The organism is Microbacterium karelineae (genome assembly GCF_009745985.1).
GTDB classification, from domain to species: Bacteria; Actinomycetota; Actinomycetes; order Actinomycetales; family Microbacteriaceae; genus Microbacterium; species Microbacterium karelineae.
In genome coordinates this window covers 14,066-30,631 of sequence record NZ_WFIX01000175.1, presented here as the reverse complement: position 1 = coordinate 30,631, position 16,566 = coordinate 14,066, and the positions used below count along the sequence as shown (strand labels likewise).

At 70.8% G+C, this 16,566-nt stretch carries 17 protein-coding genes; all 17 read right to left on the bottom strand.

The genetic code is table 11. The features are described from left to right. Positions 1 to 294: 294 nt before the first annotated feature. On the bottom strand, positions 295 to 1,368 hold the full coding sequence (locus tag GB932_RS03340) for a hypothetical protein (protein WP_197517279.1): 1,074 nt from the start codon (positions 1,366 to 1,368) through the stop codon (positions 295 to 297). Then, a complete protein-coding gene (locus tag GB932_RS03335; protein WP_156759295.1) occupies positions 1,352 to 1,957 on the bottom strand; it encodes an RNA polymerase sigma factor in 606 nt (201 codons plus the stop codon). The genes GB932_RS03340 and GB932_RS03335 overlap by 17 nt, the downstream gene beginning before the upstream one ends. A gap of 65 nt (positions 1,958 to 2,022) precedes the next feature. After that, entirely contained in the window at positions 2,023 to 2,595 is a 573-nt protein-coding gene (locus tag GB932_RS03330) for a GNAT family N-acetyltransferase (protein WP_156759294.1), read from the bottom strand. 143 nt (positions 2,596 to 2,738) lie between these two features. Then, entirely contained in the window at positions 2,739 to 3,668 is a 930-nt protein-coding gene (locus tag GB932_RS03325) for an RluA family pseudouridine synthase (protein WP_156759293.1), read from the bottom strand. Further along, entirely contained in the window at positions 3,661 to 4,230 is a 570-nt protein-coding gene (gene lspA / locus GB932_RS03320; RefSeq protein WP_156759292.1) for a signal peptidase II, read from the bottom strand. Before lspA ends, GB932_RS03325 begins: the two co-directional genes overlap by 8 nt. Before the next feature lie 13 nt (positions 4,231 to 4,243). Then, complete coding sequence (locus tag GB932_RS03315) at positions 4,244 to 4,876, bottom strand: DivIVA domain-containing protein (RefSeq protein ID WP_156759291.1); 633 nt, start codon at positions 4,874 to 4,876, stop codon at positions 4,244 to 4,246. A gap of 38 nt (positions 4,877 to 4,914) precedes the next feature. Next, positions 4,915 to 5,220, bottom strand: coding sequence for a YggT family protein (locus GB932_RS03310; RefSeq protein ID WP_156759290.1), 306 nt, complete (start codon positions 5,218 to 5,220; stop codon positions 4,915 to 4,917). 74 nt (positions 5,221 to 5,294) lie between these two features. Then, complete coding sequence (locus tag GB932_RS03305; RefSeq protein WP_156759289.1) at positions 5,295 to 5,759, bottom strand: cell division protein SepF; 465 nt, start codon at positions 5,757 to 5,759, stop codon at positions 5,295 to 5,297. Between the two features lie 36 nt (positions 5,760 to 5,795). Next, positions 5,796 to 6,473 (bottom strand): YggS family pyridoxal phosphate-dependent enzyme, encoded by a 678-nt coding sequence (locus GB932_RS03300; protein WP_156759288.1) that lies wholly within the window; start codon positions 6,471 to 6,473, stop codon positions 5,796 to 5,798. Continuing rightward, the gene (gene ftsZ, locus GB932_RS03295; RefSeq protein ID WP_156759287.1) at positions 6,470 to 7,672 is read right to left on the bottom strand and encodes a cell division protein FtsZ; all 1,203 of its coding nucleotides are present in this window, start codon (positions 7,670 to 7,672) and stop codon (positions 6,470 to 6,472) included. The genes GB932_RS03300 and ftsZ overlap by 4 nt, the downstream gene beginning before the upstream one ends. A gap of 167 nt (positions 7,673 to 7,839) precedes the next feature. Further along, positions 7,840 to 8,805, bottom strand: a complete 966-nt coding sequence (locus GB932_RS03290) for a cell division protein FtsQ/DivIB (protein WP_156759286.1) — start codon at positions 8,803 to 8,805, stop codon at positions 7,840 to 7,842. A gap of 7 nt (positions 8,806 to 8,812) precedes the next feature. Beyond that, positions 8,813 to 10,207: a UDP-N-acetylmuramate--L-alanine ligase gene (murC, locus tag GB932_RS03285; RefSeq protein ID WP_156759285.1), complete on the bottom strand. Its 1,395-nt coding sequence runs from the start codon at positions 10,205 to 10,207 to the stop codon at positions 8,813 to 8,815. Beyond that, the gene (locus GB932_RS03280) at positions 10,204 to 11,295 is read right to left on the bottom strand and encodes a UDP-N-acetylglucosamine--N-acetylmuramyl-(pentapeptide) pyrophosphoryl-undecaprenol N-acetylglucosamine transferase (RefSeq protein ID WP_156759284.1); all 1,092 of its coding nucleotides are present in this window, start codon (positions 11,293 to 11,295) and stop codon (positions 10,204 to 10,206) included. Before GB932_RS03280 ends, murC begins: the two co-directional genes overlap by 4 nt. 9 nt (positions 11,296 to 11,304) lie before the next feature. Then, on the bottom strand, positions 11,305 to 12,516 hold the full coding sequence (gene ftsW / locus GB932_RS03275) for a putative lipid II flippase FtsW (RefSeq protein ID WP_156759283.1): 1,212 nt from the start codon (positions 12,514 to 12,516) through the stop codon (positions 11,305 to 11,307). Further along, positions 12,482 to 14,026 (bottom strand): UDP-N-acetylmuramoyl-L-alanine--D-glutamate ligase, encoded by a 1,545-nt coding sequence (gene murD, locus GB932_RS03270; protein WP_156759282.1) that lies wholly within the window; start codon positions 14,024 to 14,026, stop codon positions 12,482 to 12,484. The genes ftsW and murD overlap by 35 nt, the downstream gene beginning before the upstream one ends. Further along, complete coding sequence (gene mraY, locus GB932_RS03265) at positions 14,023 to 15,135, bottom strand: phospho-N-acetylmuramoyl-pentapeptide-transferase (RefSeq protein ID WP_156759281.1); 1,113 nt, start codon at positions 15,133 to 15,135, stop codon at positions 14,023 to 14,025. The genes murD and mraY overlap by 4 nt, the downstream gene beginning before the upstream one ends. Further along, entirely contained in the window at positions 15,132 to 16,544 is a 1,413-nt protein-coding gene (locus GB932_RS03260; protein ID WP_156759280.1) for a UDP-N-acetylmuramoyl-tripeptide--D-alanyl-D-alanine ligase, read from the bottom strand. Before GB932_RS03260 ends, mraY begins: the two co-directional genes overlap by 4 nt. Positions 16,545 to 16,566: the final 22 nt, after the last annotated feature.

The window sequence follows — 16,566 nt, the reverse complement described above, 5'->3', positions numbered from 1 at the left end:
CGCGTCCCGCTGCGCGGGTGTCTTCCCGGCGCCGCATTCCCCCGGCCGCGCCTTCGGCGGGGCCTCCCGCCAGGCCCGATGCCGGCGGCGCCGGGAAGACACCCGCTCCGCTCGGCGTGTGCGTGCCGTTCTCGAGTGCTTCGCACCGCGACGATGTGCGGGGGCCGCCCCGTGGTCGGCACGGGCGCCGAGATTCTGATGATCGCCCGAGATGCTGACGGAATCGGGAGTTCCGTCAGCATCTGAGTGCGATCTCAGATACTCAGAGCATGCCGATGTGGTCCAGCAAGTGACCTACTCGGTCGGATCCGGCGCCGAGTCGACGATGGAGCGCGAGAACGTGATGCGCAGATCCGGGATCTCGGGCGCGATCTCCTCACCAGGCGGCCGCTCGTTCGTCACCGACAGGATCGCGCCGGTCTCGGTGCTGATCGTGAAGGTCGAGTCGGGCACGTTCGGGCCCAGCGTCAGCGTGAGCGTCGCCGTCCCCTCATCCCGCTCCGCCAGCGTGTAGACCCGCAGCTCGGCGAGCGCGGCGAGCATAGACGCACGGACGTCGGCCGGCGGAAGCTCCAGCCAGAGCGCGTCCGTGAGCGTCTTCGACACAAGCTTCTCGCTCAGCTCGTCGACCTCGTCCTCAGGGATCTCATCGAGGTCGATGTGCGGACTCGTGCGCTCGACGTAGTCGAGGATCCAGTCGATGAGCGCTGTCGGCTCACGCGGCATCTCGTCGTAGTCATCGCGGAACGGCTCGAACGAGCTGGGCTCTCCCGGGATGCCCGAGGTCCCGCCGGGGAACGCGACGATCGTGGACGAGTGACCTCGATCCTCCGCCATGAAGGCGTCTCTGAACTCCGCTCCGTCGGGTCCATACACGCCGGTGACCTCTGGCAGCGCCGAGTCGTCTTTGATCCAGTCATCGCCCCGGCGGTCCTCGGGGAGATACCACACGGTCGTGTCACTGGTCGTGACGGCGGCACGATCGATCGAGCCGGGTTGCTCCCCACCGTCTGTGAAGATCTGCTCCACGACCTCCTCGATGCGCAGGTACTGTCCCGGTTCGAGGTCGGGGTCGGCTGTGTTCAGGATCGCGGTGGACGCGTCCTCGAGCACCTCGGCCGCCGCGGCGTAGTCGGCCGGCGAGATCTCCTCCGGGGGCGGGCCGACGATGTTCACCGCGACGACCGCCACGGAGAGCCCCGTCGCGACCAGCGCCCCCGCTCCGATGCCGATTCCCAGGCGCCGCCTTCGCTTCCCCTTCCGCGCCTTCGCCACGCGGATCTCGTCCCTCAGCACCTCGCGGGCGACCGCGACGCGGGCGTCGTCGATCGTCGCCTCGTCGGCGCCGATGTCACGCACTCGTTCCATAAGCGGCATCGCTCTCCTCCTTCGCCATCCATGTGAGTCGGGTCGGACCGTCGGATCCGGGTGGGGCGAGTTTCCGTCGCACCCGGTTGAGCCGGGACCTCACGGTGCCGACCGGCACGCCGAGGGCGCCCGCGATCTGCTCGTAGGTCAATTCACCCCAGGCGTAGAGCAGCAGCGTGTCGCGGTCCCTCCGCGACAGCGATGCGATGCGCGGCGAGAGCTCGCGCACCGCGCGGGACGCATCGAGGCGTGCATCGGTCCCGGCCTCGGAACCCTCGTCCACGACATCTGCGGCCGCAGAGGCGTGCTCGAACGCGCGCCACTGGGCGGCCTCCTGCGCCCGATGCCGCTTCATCACGCGGGTGGCGATCCCCAGCAGCCACGGGCGCGCAGAATCTCTCGCCAGGTCGAACGACGCGCGACGCCGGAACGCCGTGAGGAACGTCTCGCTCAGCACGTCGTCGACGGCGTTCTCGCCGAGGCGCCTCCGCACATATCCGCCGACGGCCCGGGCGTGCCGCTCGAAGATCTCCGAGAAGCGATCGGGCTCGTCGACCGACGCGGCGATGTCCTCGCTGTCTGTGCTCATACCCGGTATTGCACGCGCGGCGGAATCCGGTTCACGGTTTCTTCGGGATCCGCTCGTCTCGTCCCTCACGTGAGGGCGAGGCGCATCACGACGCGCGGGAAGCCGCCCGAGACGGAGTCGGTGTCGGCGGCCCAGGTGAAGCCGGCGCGCTCGAACAGCGCGCGGAAGCCGACGAACGCCATCGTCAGGTCGACCTTCTCGCCGCGGTTGTCGACGGGGTACCCCTCGATCGCGGGAGCGCCGCGCTCGCGCGCGAAGGCGACGGCGCCCGCGAGCAGCGGATCCAGGATCCCTGTCCTGCGACGCCCCGGACGCACACGCAGACACCACACCGACCAGACCGCGAGGTCGTCGATGTGCGGGATCTTCCGGCTGCGCGCGAACTGCGTCTCGGATCGCGGAGCGACTCCCGCCCACCCGACCGGCTCGTCGCCGTCGTAGGCGAGGACCCCCGGCGGCCTCTCCGACGCGCACATCCCCCGCACATACTCGCCGCGATCCGTCCCCACCAGCGCGCGGTTCTCCTTCGACGGCAGGCGGTGGCTGAGACACCAGCACACGCTCGCGTCGGGGCGCTTCGGCCCCACGAGGGCGCGCACGCCCGCGAAGTCGGTCGCCGGCCGGATATCGATCGCCATACGGCCATCCTGCCGCGAGCACGCCCCCGCACGCGAGGGGCCTGGGCAGCGCGCCGAGGTGCTGAGAAGGCGCTCACGTACTGACGGAACCGCCCGATGCGTCAGAACCTCGGCGCGAAATCAGAATCTCGGCGCCCGCCCCGCTACATCAAACCGTCGCGCAGCAGCTCGAGGGCGTGGCCGAGGTCGGCCGGGTACTCCGAGCGGAACGACACCCGCTCCCCCGTCGCCGGGTGGTCGAACGCGAGCTCGTGCGCGTGCAGCCACTGACGCGTCAGGCCGAGGCGTTCGGCGAGCGTCGGGTCCGATCCGTACAGCGGGTCGCCGACGCACGGATGGCGATGCGCCGCCATGTGCACGCGGATCTGGTGCGTGCGGCCCGTCTCGAGGTGCACCTCGAGAAGAGACGCCCGCGGGAACGCCTCGAGCGTCTCGTAGTGCGTCACCGAGTCCTTGCCGTCCGGGGTGACGGCGAACTTCCACGAGTGGTTCTGGTGGCGGCCGATGGGTGCGTCGATCGTGCCGGCGAGCGGGTCAGGATGCCCCTGCACGACCGTGTGGTAGATCTTGTCGACCGTGCGCTCCTTGAACGCGCGCTTGAGCACCGTATACGCGTGTTCCGACTTCGCGACGACCATGAGGCCGCTCGTGCCGACGTCGAGCCTGTGCACGATGCCCTGGCGCTCCGCGGCCCCCGTCGTCGCGACACGGACCCCCGCCGCGAGGAGCGCGCCGAGCACCGTCGGCCCCTCCCACCCGAGCGACGGGTGGGCCGCGACGCCCGTGGGCTTGTCGACGACGACGAGGTGGTCGTCCTGGAAGACGATGCCGAGATCGGGGACCTCGACGGGGACGACCGACGGATCCTCCTTCGGCGTCCACTCGACGTCGATGAAGGATCCGCCCGTCACGCGGTCGGACTTGCCGACGCGGTGGCCGTCGAGCTCGACCCCGCCCGCGGCGGCGACATCGGCGGCGAAGGTGCGCGAGAAGCCGAGCATCTTCGCGAGCGCCGCGTCGACGCGCGCACCCTCGAGGCCATCCGGCACGAGAAGGCGGCGCGACTCAGCCATCGGCGGATTCCGCCTCGTCGTCGCCCGAGGCCGCGCGCTCACCGCGGGAGCCGTCGAAGTTCAGACCGACGAGCACGAGGAGCGCGACCGAGATCATGCCGCACACGATGAAGATGTCGGCGACGTTGTAGATGGCGGGCGTCGTCCAGAACCACATCCAGGGTGTGAGGATGAAGTCCACGACGTGCCCGACGGCGAAACCCGGCTCGCGCACGAGGCGATCGGTCAGATTGCCGAGCACCCCACCGAGCAGCAGGCCGAGCACGACCGCCCAGAGCCGCGAGCGCACACGCGCGACGGCGAGATACACGATCGCGCACGCGACGAGCGCGAGGGCGATCGTGAAGATCCACGTGACGCCCTCGCCCATCGAGAAGGCGGCGCCCGGGTTGAAGACCAGCAGCCACTGCAGGCCCTCTCCGATGACGGGGACGGCCACGCCCTCGTCGAGGCCGGCCAGGGCGAACTGCTTGCTCAACTGGTCGGCGGCCAGCACCACAACCGCGAGAATCGCGATCGTGACACCGGCCGCCGGCGCTGAGAGAGGGGAGGATCCCTTCACGCGTGACGCGAGCTCAGAGCCCGATGGTCGAGACGGGCGTGCTGCCCGATCCCGACTCCGGGGCGTCGAGATCCGCGAGCTTCTGCTCGAAGTAGCCGCGCAGCTGCTGACGGTAGTCGCGCTCGAACTGACGCAGCTCGGTGATGCGGCCCTCGAGGCTCTTGCGCTCGGTGTCGAGCTTCTGCGAGATCTCACGCTGCTTCGCCTCGGCGGCGGACACGATGCCCGCGGCCTTCGTCTCGGCGTCGCCGACGAGCTGCTTGGCCTTGGCCTCGCCCTCGGCGACGTGCTCGTCGTGCAGGCGCTCGGCGCGGGCGATGATGCCCGCCGCGCTCGACGCGGTCGACGTCACGCCGGCACCGGTGGCTGCCACCTCGGCGACCGGCTCCTCCGCGGCGGCCGGCTCCTCTGCCGGGGCCTCGACAGCTGCCTCGGCGGGGGCCGACTCCGCAGGAGCGGGGGCTGCGGCGCCGCCCGACTCGAGCTCGGCGACGCGCGCCTTCAGCTGCTCGTTCTCCTCGATCGTCTTGCGCCACTCGACGACGATCTCGTCCAGGAAGTCGTCGACCTCATCGGGGTCGAAGCCCTCCTTGAAGCGGACGTGCTGGAACTGCTTGGTGACGACGTCTTCCGGCGTCAGTGACATGTTGTGGCCCCTCTTTCGATGGTGGACATCATGATAGTTCAGTTCGCCACGACGATGACTCGGAGGATCGACATGGCGATGAAGCAGAGCAGCATCGTGATCGCGAACCCGAGGTCGATCGCGACCGGACCGATGCGCAGCGGCGGGATGTGCTTCCGGAAGAACCGGATCGGCGGATCTGTGACCGTGTAGATGATCTCGCAGACGATGAGCATCCCGCCCTTCGGCCGCCATTCCCGATTGAACATCGGAATGTACTCGAGGATGAGACGCGCGAAGAGAACCAGCACGTACAGCGAGAGCACCAAGTGCAGGATCGACGCGACGAATCCGATGACAGCCACAAGAGATCACCCTACGCGAGAGGGCCCGGTGACGCCGAACGGCGCACCGGGCCCGACGAGCGAATCCCGCGAGGTCAGCTGTCGAACGCGCCGGCCTCGGCGGAGGCGACGCCTCCGTCACCCGAGACGGCGATGTTCTCGGGGCTCAGCAGGAACACCTTGCTGGTGACCCGCTCGATGCGGCCGTAGAGCCCCATGGACAGGCCGCTCGCGAAGTCGATGAGGCGACGCGCGTCGGCGTCGGACATCTGCGAGACGTTGATGATCACGGGCAGGCCGTCGCGGAACTGCTCCGCGATCGTCTGCGCGTCGCGATACTGCTTCGGATGGACGGTCACGATCTCGTTGACCGCATCGGCCGCGGGCTGGCGCACGACCGTCGGGCGACGCAGGGGCGTCACGGGAGCCGGCTTTTCGTCATCATGGTTCTCCTCACGGCGAGGGGTGCGGGCGGGGGCCTGCACGATCTCGTCCTCGACGTATTCCTCTTCGTCGGCGAGGCCGAGGTAGACCATCGTCTTCTTGAGCGGGTTCGCCATGGCGTCCTCCGGTTGGGTGCTCGTCTTCTCTGCAGGCTAATCCTGCGAGGGCCTCGGACCGGTGATTGCCGTGCCGATCCGCAGGTGTGTCGCGCCGTGCGCGATGGCCTCCGCGAAGTCCTGTGACATGCCCGCCGAGATCCACGTCGCGGCCGGGTCCACGCCGCGCACGCGCTCGGCGCAGTGCGCGAGCCGCTCGAACGCCGCGGCGGGATGCTCGTCGAGGGGGGCGACCGCCATGACGCCGCGCAGGCGCAGGGATTCGGCGTCGGCGATCGCCTCCGCGAGCCGTGCCGCCTCCGCGGGGGCGACACCCCCGCGAGCGGGATCGTCTGTGAGGTTGATCTGCACGAGCACGTCGAGCGGATCCGCGCCCGGCTCGTCGAGCGCCCGCACGAGCTTCTCCCGATCGACGGAGTGGACGACCGTCGCCTCGCGTCGCACCGCGCGCGCCTTCTTCGTCTGGACCTGGCCGACGAAGTGCCAGCTCATGTCGTCGAGGTCGGTGAGCTCGCCTCGCTTCGCCGTCAGCTCCTGCTGTCGGTTCTCGGCGATGTCGCGCACCCCCAGCCCGTGCAGGGCGCGCACCAGCGCGACCGGGTGGAACTTCGTCACGACGATGCGAGTGATCGCCCCCGCGTCGCGGCCGGCGGACCGCGCCGCGCGGGCGATGGATCCGTCGACCGCGGCCAGGCGGGAGGCGAGCGTCGTCACTTCAGGAATTCGGGGATATCGATGTCGTCGTCGTCGAATCCGCTCGACTCGCTGAGCGCGGGCGTCGCGGGGATCGACGGCACGGAGGGCTCGGCGGCGCGCGAGGGCTCGCGCTCCGCGGCCGCGCTGTCGCTCTCGGTCCGCTCCGCGACCGCGACAGCGACAGGCGTGCGCGCATCGCCGGGGAGCGACGGGCGCGGGTTCTCCTCCGCGCGGCCGCCGAACGCCGGCACCTCGACGCGCGACTGCGGCTCGCCGCCGTCGAAGCCCGCCGCGACGACCGTCACGCGCACCTCGTCGCCGAGCGTGTCGTCGATGACGGTTCCGAAGATGATGTTCGCCTCCGGATGCGCCGCCTCCTGCACGAGACGCGCGGCGTCGTTGATCTCGAAGATGCCGAGGTTCGACCCACCCTGGATCGACAGCAGCACGCCGTGCGCGCCCTCGATCGAGGCCTCGAGCAGCGGCGACTCGACCGCGAGCTCGGCGGCCTTGATCGCCCGATCGGCGCCGCGTGCGGATCCGATGCCCATGAGCGCGGATCCCGCGCCCTGCATCACGCTCTTGACGTCGGCGAAGTCGAGGTTGATGAGGCCCGGCGTGGTGATGAGGTCGGTGATGCCCTGCACGCCGGCCAGCAGCACCTGATCGGCGGTCGCGAACGCCTCGACCATCGAGATGCCTCGGTCGCTGATCTCGAGCAGGCGGTCGTTCGGGACGACGATGAGCGTGTCGACCTCCTCCTTCAGGATGGACACACCCTGCTCCGCCTGCTGCTGTCGGCGCCGGCCCTCGAACGAGAACGGCTTCGTGACGACGCCGATCGTGAGCGCGCCGATCGACTTCGCGATGCGCGCGACGACCGGGGCGCCGCCCGTGCCGGTGCCGCCGCCCTCGCCCGCCGTGACGAAGACCATGTCCGCACCGGCGAGGGCCTGTTCGATCTCCTCCTGGTGGTCCTCGGCCGCGCGGCGACCCACCTCGGGGTCGGCGCCGGCGCCGAGGCCGCGCGTGAGGTCGCGGCCCACATCGAGCTTGATGTCCGCGTCGCTCATGAGGAGCGCCTGCGCGTCTGTGTTGATCGCGATGAACTCGACGCCGCGCAGCCCGAGTTCGATCATGCGGTTGACGGCGTTGACGCCGCCACCACCGACGCCGACAACTTTGATGACGGCGAGGTAGTTCTGGTTCTGGCTCATGCTGCCTCCATCGACGGAACCTGGGCTGCCGCCGGGAACCTCAAACCTTCAACGTCAACAAGAGGGTTAAAGTATTCACCGGCATATATTCTGCTCGACCTCGACGGTACGGGGCGCGGGCCGCACACCGCGGCAACGCGCCGCGGTGTGTCTGGATTTCTCGGCGGTCAGCCGACGACGAGGACGCCGCCCGACGACACGTCGTACGTCGAGACGGTGTCAGGCGGGGCGGCCTCGAACCCGGCCGTCAGCGTGTCGACCTTCTGCGCCGTGTCGTCGGCGCTCCCCCACACGACCGACACGCCGCCGCCGTCCGGCAGGTCGAATGAGACGTCATCGGGCGACGACGCCCGCACTGCGGTCACGCGCTCGGCGATGTCGGCGGGCAGCGATCGCAGCACCTGCCCCGCGGCCGCGAACGCCTCCGATGAGGGGCCGCCCTCGACCTCGGCGATCGGCAGGCCCTCCGGCTGCTGCTCCGTCGTGCTCAGGGCGACGCCGGCGGCGTCGACCGTGGTGAACCCCGCGTCGGTGGCGATGACCGCGACGGGGGTGCGCTCCACGATGCGCACGACGAGATCGTGAGGCGGGCGCGACTCGATCGCGTACGTCTCGATCGCGGGGAACCCGATGAGCGCCGAGCGGATCTCGCCATGATCGACGAGGGGGAACGGCCGCCCGAGCTGCCCGTCGAGGGCCTCGACGACCGCGTTCGCGTCGAGCGCCGAGGCACCGCGCACCGTGATGCGCTCGACAGCGAACAGGGGGCTGTAGGCGGCGCCGACCGTGCCGACGACGAGCAGGACGAGCGCACCCAGGCCGCTCAGCCAGGCGATCCTGCGGCGGCGTGACCGAACCGTGAAGCGGCGCACCTCGGCCCGCTCGGCCCGTCGGCGCCGCCGCGCGGCGCGCCACACGCCCAGGGGACCCGCCACTCCGTCCGCCGCGACGGGATCCTCGTGCGGCTCGTCCGCGGCGCCGTCCGCACCGGTCTCGGAGCGTCGGCGCGCGAACGGCAGGACCGACGCGATCCGCCCGCGTTCGCGCCCGGGCTCGGCGTCGCCGGCCTCCTCGACGGGGTCGTCCGTCTGGGGGCGACGCGCCGGGGGTGGGAGCGGTCCGGGGCGCTTCACGGTGCGGTCACTCCCCGCGGCGCAGGGCGTCCAGCACCTGCGGGATGATCCGGTAGACGTCGCCGCAGCCGAGCGTGATGATGAAGTCGCCGTCGCGTGCGACCTCGGCGGCGCGCTCGGCGGCGCGCTGCCAATCGGGCTCGTACGACACGGCCGCCGGATCCTCGAAGGCCTCCTCGACGAGGTGTCCCGTCACGCCGGGGATCGGATCCTCGCGCGCGCCGTACACATCGAGGACGACGGAGTGGTCCGCGTGCTCCTCGAGCACCCGCGCGAACTCGCCCGCCAGCAGCTGCGTGCGCGAGTAGGTGTGCGGCTGGTGCAGCGCGATGATGCGTCCCTCGCCGACGACAGAGCGCGCGCCCGCCAGCGCGGCCGCGACCTCCGTCGGGTGGTGCGCGTAGTCGTCGTACACCCGCACGCCGTGCTCGGCGCCGTGCAGCTCGAACCGCCGCACCGTGCCGCCGAACGCCTCGACGGCGCGCGCCGCGTCCGGCAGTCGATGGTCGAGGGCGACGAGCACCGCGACGGCTCCGGCCGCGTTGATCGCGTTGTGCCGGCCCGGAACGCTCAGTTGCACCTCGGCCCGCTCGCCCGCGCTCTCGAGCGCGAACGACACGGGGCCGTGGGTGTCGATGTCGACGACGCGCAGGTCCGCGCCCTCCGACTCGCCGAAGGTGACGACGTGCGGATGGGCGAGGCGTGCGCCGACGCGGCGCGCCCCCGCGTCGTCGGCTGAGATGACGACGGCCTCGCGCGCCGCGTCCGCGAAGCGCACGAACGCGTCGTCGAAGGCCTCGTGCGAGCCGTAGTGGTCGAGGTGGTCGGCGTCGACGTTCGTGATGAGCGCGACGGAGGTGTCGTAGATGAGGAAGGTGCCGTCCGACTCGTCCGCCTCGACGACGAAGAGGTCGTCCTCCCCCGCGCGGCTCGACGCACCGAACTGCTGGATGACGCCGCCGTTGACGAAGCTCGGATCCGCGCCGAGCTCCGAAAGCGCCGTGACGATCATGCCCGTCGACGTCGTCTTGCCGTGCGCGCCCGCGACCGAGACGAGGCGCCGCCCGTCGATGAGGTGCTTCAGCGCCTGCGAGCGATGCAGCAGCGTGATGCCGCGCTCCTTCGCCGCGAGGTACTCGGGATTCTCGGGCCAGATCGCGCCCGTGTACACGACGGCGTCGACGTCGCCGAGATTCGCGGCGTCGTGCCCGATGTGCACCCCTGCCCCGAGCGCGGCGAGGTCGCGGGTGTTCTGGCTCTCCGCGCGGTCGGAGCCGGAGACGGGGATGCCAGCCTGCAGGAACATGCGCGCGAGGCCCGAGATGCCGGATCCGCCGATGCCGATGAAGTGCACCGACCGGATCTCGTCGGGAATGGGGACCGCGAGGTCGGGGGCGATCATGAGCGGGCCTCCTGTCGCGCCGCGCGGGCGCGGTCGAGGTGGGCGATGACGTTCTCGGTGCCGAACCGCGTTCCCGCGCCGTCGGCGGCCTCCGCATAGGCGGCGATCTGCTCCGGGTCGGAGAGGAACGGCACGAGCTCTGTCCGCACCCACTCCGGCGTGAAGGCGGCGTCGTCGACGAGGCGCGCGGCGCCGCGACGCACGGCGGAGGCGGCGTTGAGGCGCTGCTCGCCGTTGCCGACGGGATAGGGCACGTAGATCGCCGGGATCCCGAGGGCCGAGATCTCCGACACGGTCGAGGCGCCGGACCGCGCGACGATGACGTCGGCGAGGGCGAAGGCGAGGTCCATCCGGTCGACATAGGGACGCACGACGTACCCGGCCTCGCCGGGCACGTCGACGGCGTTCTTCTCACCCGTGATGTGAAGGATCTGCCATCCGGCCGAGCGGATGTCGCGCCACGACTCGGCGAGCGTCGTGTTGAGGCGCCGCGCGCCGAGGGACCCGCCGAAGACGAGCAGGACGGGGCGTGCCGGGTCGAGGCCGAAGGCGCGCGCCGCCTCGCCCCTGGCCGCCGCGCGATCCAGTGAGACGATCTCGGGCCGCAGCGGCATGCCGACGACCTCGCCCCTCCTGATCGGCGTTCCGTCGAAGGCGACGCCGACGGCGGCGGCCGAGCGCGCGCCGAGCACGTTCGCGAGACCGGGCCGCGCATTGGCCTCGTGCACGACGGCGGGGATCCGCTCGCGGCGCGCCGCGACGTATGCGGGCGCGGCCGCGTACCCGCCGACGCCGAGCACGACGTCGACGCCGCGCTCGCGCAGGTAGCCGCGCACGGTCTTCACGGCGCGCGAGAAGCGCGAGGGGAACCGCAGGGCGTCGCCGTTCGGGCGGCGCGGGAACGGCACCTTCGGCACGATGAGGAGCTCGTAGCCGCGCTCGGGAACGAGGCGGGATTCGAGGCCCTCGGCCGTGCCGAGGATGAGGATCTCGTCGTCAGGACGGCGTGCCCGGAGGCCGTCGGCGACCGCGAGCATCGGGTTCACGTGTCCGGCGGTTCCTCCGCCGGCGAGCAGGTACGTCGTCACCGGACGATCTTACGACCTGCGGCCTGCGGGAACGGCTCCGACAGGCGCGCTGCCGTCGGGCAGGGTGCGCGCCAGCGCGAGCAGCACGCCGCAGGCGAGAAGCACCGCGAGGAGGGAGGAGCCGCCGGCGGAGAGGAAAGGCAGCGGTACGCCGAGCGCAGGGAGGACGCGGAGCACGACGCCGATGTTGACGAGCGCCTGCCCGATGATCCACACGCCGATGCCGCCGGCCGCGGCGCGCACGAACAGGTCATCGGTACGGCGCACGATGCGGAAGATGCCGACCGCGAGCACGGCGAACAGGGCGAGCACGACGAGGCAGCCGAGGAGCCCCAGCTCCTCCCCGACGATCGCGAAGATGTAGTCGTCGGCCGCGGCGGGCAGCCAGTTGTACTTCTCGCGCGAGTTGCCGAGCCCGCGCCCGAGGATCCCGCCGCCCGCGAGCCCCCAGAGCCCGTGATAGGGCTGGTAGCACTCGCCGAGCGGATCGCAGTCCGGGTCGAAGACCGACAGGATTCGGGTCATCCGGTTGGGACTGATGATCGCGAGCGCCGCGACCCCCGCCGCGCCCACGAGCACGATCGGGGCGAGGAAGCGCAGGCGCACGCCCGCGAAGAACATGGCCCCGAGCGCGAGCATCGCGATGATCGTGGCCGTGCCGAGGTCCTGGCCGCCGAGCACCGTCGCGACCGCGAAGCCCGCGCCGGGGAGGACCGGGATCGCGAACTGCCAGAAGCTCGTCAGCCGGTCGCGCTTGCGGTGGAGGATGAACGAGATCCACAGCACGAGGGCGAGCTTGAGGAACTCAGACGGCTGGACCGTGGCGACCTCGAGGTCGAGCCAGTTGCGGTTGCCGCCGAACTCGAACCCGAGCGGTGTGAACACGAGCAGCTGAAGCCCGATCCCGAGAACGAGCGCCGGCCAGGCGAGCCGCCGCAGCCAGGGCACCGAGAAGCGGCTCATCACGAACATGAGCGGGAGACCGACCGCCGCGAAGACGAGGTGGCTGACGCCGTCGTTGTACGGACTGCCGTTCGCGGCGATCGACTCGACGGTCGTCGCCGAGAACACCATCACTGCGCCGAACGCGGTGAGGAGGATCGCGGAGGATCCGATCAGCAGGAACTCGACGGGCACGGGCCGCATGCTGCGGCCCAGCGCGATCCGCGCCGCGAGGGGACCCTTCTCAGACCGCTTCGGGGGACGCGCCGCCTGAGTCATCTGTGCTCCCCCTCTCGATCCGCTCCCGCACCGCTTCCTGGAACCTGTCTCCCCGCTCGCCGTAGCTCGCGAACTGGTCGAACGAGGCCGCCGCCGGCGCGAGAAGCACGACGCCGCCCGCGCCCACGGCCCGCGCGGCCAGCTCGACCGCGCGCGCCATGACGTCTTCAGTCTGAGCGTCGTCGACCTCATACAGCGGCACGTGCGGCGCGTGTCGTGCGAACGCCGCGCGCACCGGATCCCTGTCGACGCCGATCGCGATCGCGGCCGTCACCTCGCCGCCGCGCTCGCGCACGATGTGGGCGATGTCGATGCCCTTGAACAGGCCGCCGAGGATCCACACGGCGCGCGGGAACGCCGTCAGGGAGGCGATGGCGGCGTGAGGATTCGTCGCCTTCGAGTCGTCGATCCACGCGACGCCCCCCGACTCGGCGACGAGCTGCATGCGGTGCGGATCCAGTTCGAAGCTCTGCAGCGCGCGGCGCACCGCGGCCGGCTCGACGCCCGCCGCGCGCGCGAGCGCCGCCGCCGCGAGGATGTTGGCGACGACATGAGGCATCGCGAGCCCGCGGCCGCGGAGCTCCTCGACGGTCGCGAGCTCTGCGGCGGAGGTGCGGCGGTTCTCCACGAACGCGCGGTCGGCGAGGATCCCGTCGACGACGCCGAGCTCGCTCGGGCCCGGCACGCCGAGGTCGAAGCCGACCGCGCGGGCGCCCTCCGTGACGTCGGCCTCCTCGACCATCCGCATCGTCTGCGCGTCCGCCTTGTTGTACACGCACGCGACGCGCGCGTGGCGGTAGACGACGGCCTTCGCGTCGCGGTACGCCTCAGCCGAGCCGTGCCACGCGAGGTGGTCGTCGGCGAGGTTCAGGCACACTGCCGAGTGCGGCACGGGGGCGCCGGGGCCGTCGTCCAGCCCGAGATACCAGAGCTGGTGGCTCGACAGCTCGACGACCAGCACGTCGAAACCGGCCGGATCGCGGATCGCGTCGAGGATCGGCACTCCGATGTTGCCGCAGGGCGCTGCGCGCAGGCCGCCCTCGACGAGCATCGTCGCGGCGAGCCGCGTCGTCGTGGTCTTGCCGTTGGTCCCCGTCACGAAGACCCAGTCGGCCGGGCTGCCGTCGTCGCGCACGACCTTGTCGCGAAGCCGCCAGGCGAGCTCGATGTCGCCCCAGAGGGCGATCCCCTGGCCGCGGACCCACTCGATGATGGGATGCGCCGGCGGGAAGCCGGGCGACGCGACGACGACCTCGGGGGCGAAGTCCGCGAGCGAGGCGGGGACGACGTCGAGGGGCGACTCATCGAGCCGCGCGCCGATCACGGGCACGAGGCGGGCGTACTCCTCAGGCGCGCTCTCGGCGACGACGAGCACATCCGCCCCCAGCTCGGCCAGGGTGTCGGCGACCGAGAACCCGGTCGCGCCGAGGCCGAGCACCGCGACGCGCAGCCTCGTCCAGTCGGCGCGCCAGCTCGTGAGCGTGTCGAGGCGATCGGACGGTGCGGTCATACGCGGGAGAGCCATTCGATGTAGAGCAGGCCGACGCCGGTGATGGCGAACAGGCCGGCGATGATCCAGAAGCGCACGACGATCGTCGATTCGTGCCAGCCGCGCAGCTCGAAGTGGTGATGGATGGGGCTCATCAGGAAGAGCCGCTTGCCGCGCGTGAGCTTGAAGTACAGCCGCTGCAGGATGACGGATCCGCTCGACATCACGAACAGGCCCGCGATGAGCACGCCGAGCAGCTCCGTGCGGGTGAGGATCGCCATCGCCGTGATGACGCCGCCGATCGCCATGGATCCCACATCGCCCATGAAGATCTTCGCCTTCGGAGCGTTCCACCAGAGGAAGCCCACCAGCGCTCCGACGAACGCGGCGGACACGATCGCGAGATCGAGCGGGTCGCGCACCGAATAGCAGGCGGCGAGGTTGTCGGACGACGTGCCGCTCGAGATGCAGGACTGGTTGAACTGCCAGAACGCGATGAGGCTGTACGCGCCGACGACGAAGATGCTCGCGCCGGCGGCGAGGCCGTCGAGCCCGTCGGTGAGGTTGACGGAGTTGCTGAAGCCCGTGCCGAGCAGGGAGATCCAGGCGAGGTAGAGGAACCATCCGAGCACGGGCGCGAGGGCCATGAACGACAGCACGTCGATGTCGCGGATGAACGAGATGTACCCGCTGCTCGGCGTGAGGCCGAAGCTGTTCGGGAAGTTGAGGGCGACGACGCCGAAGGGCACCATCACGAGGATCTGGCCGACGATCTTCTTCCAGCCCGTCAGCCCGGCGTAGTGCTGCATCTTGACCTTCATGTAGTCGTCGATGAAGCCCACGGTGCCGAAGCCGAGCATCGCCCAGATGACGAGCCAGCCCGACAGAGTCGGCGGGTTGCCTCCCGCATAGGTGCCGGCCACGTACCCGACGATCGTGCCGAGGATGAAGATGACGCCGCCCATCGTGAGCGTGCCGCGCTTCGTCTCGTGCTTCGGGGCGTTGAACCCCTTGCCGTCCGTGCGGATGACCTGCCCCCAGCCCCATGCACGGAACATGCGGAAGAAGACGGGGGTGAGCAGGAGTGTGAACGCGAGCGAGATCGCCGCCGCTGCCAGAAGTGATCTCACGAGAACGATTCTCCCAGACGATCGCCGAGGAACCGCAGACCGGCTGCGTTGGACGACTTCACGAGTACGCGATCGCCGTCGCGCAGCTCGTCCACCAGGTACTCGTACGCCTCGTCGGCGGTCTCGAAGAACACGACCTCGTCGCTCCAGGATCCTTCGGCGATCGCCGAGAGGTACAGCGGGCGCGCCTCGGCGCCGACGACGACGATCCGCGGGATCCGCAGGCGCACGGCGAGGAGGCCGATCCTGCTGTGCTCCTCGACGTCGCGCTCTCCGAGCTCGCTCATCGCGCCGAGGACGGCGACCATGCGCTCGTCGGGCGCGGTGATCTGCGCGAGTGTGCGCAGCGCCGCCTGCATCGCGTCGGGGCTGGCGTTGTAGGCGTCGTTGATGATCGTCACGCGATCGGACCCCATGACCTGCATGCGCCAGCGCTCCGCGAGCTCGATGCCCGCGAGACGCTCGATCGCCGCGTTCGGGTCGACGCCGAGCGCGACGGCCGCCGTGAGCGCCGCGAGGGCGTTCTTCACGTGATGGGCGCCGAGCACCCGCAGGTGCAGCGGGATCCGCTCGCCGTCGACGTCGACGATCGTGTCGGTGCCGGACGCCGTGACCGACAGCTCGAGCGCGCGCACATCGGCGGCTTCGCCCTCGCCGAACCAGCGCACGTCGACGCCGCGCTCCGCGGCCGTCGGCGCCATCGCGGCCACGCGCGCGTCGTCGGCGTTCAGCACGACGATCCCGCCGGGTCGCACCTGCTCGACGAGCTCGCGCTTCGCGATCGCCGTCTGCTCGATTCCGCCGAAGCCGCCTGCGTGGGACAGGCCGACCATGAGCACCACCCCGACATCGGGCGTCACGAGGCCCGCGAGGCGCGTGATCTGCCCGGGCGCGTCGGCGCCGAACTCGCACACGAGGAAGCGCGTCGTCTCCGTGACGCGCAGCATCGTCAGGGGGGCGCCCACGGCGTTGTTGAACGACGCGACCGGCGCGATCGTCTCCCCCTCGGCCTCGAGGACCGTGCGCAGCATGTTCTTCGTCGTCGTCTTGCCGTTGGATCCCGTGATCCCGACGATCCGCAGATCGCCCACAGCGCGCACGCGCGCGACGACCTCGCGCGCGAGATCCGCGAGCGCCCGGACGACATCGGGGACGACGATCTGCGAGACCGGGTCGTCGACGCGTCGCTCGACGATCGCGAGGGCGGCGCCGCCCTCGACGGCGGCTCCGACGAACCGGTGCCCGTCGGTCACCTCGCCGGGCTTCGCGACGAAGATGCCGCCGGAGCGGATGATGCGGGAATCGGTGTCGACCTCCCCGGAGACGCGCGTCTCGGGGGTGTCTTCGCCGAACTCGAACAGCTCGCCGCCCGTGACGGCGGCGATCTCGGCGAGTGAGAGTGCGATCATGACGTGATGGATCCTCCGCGCG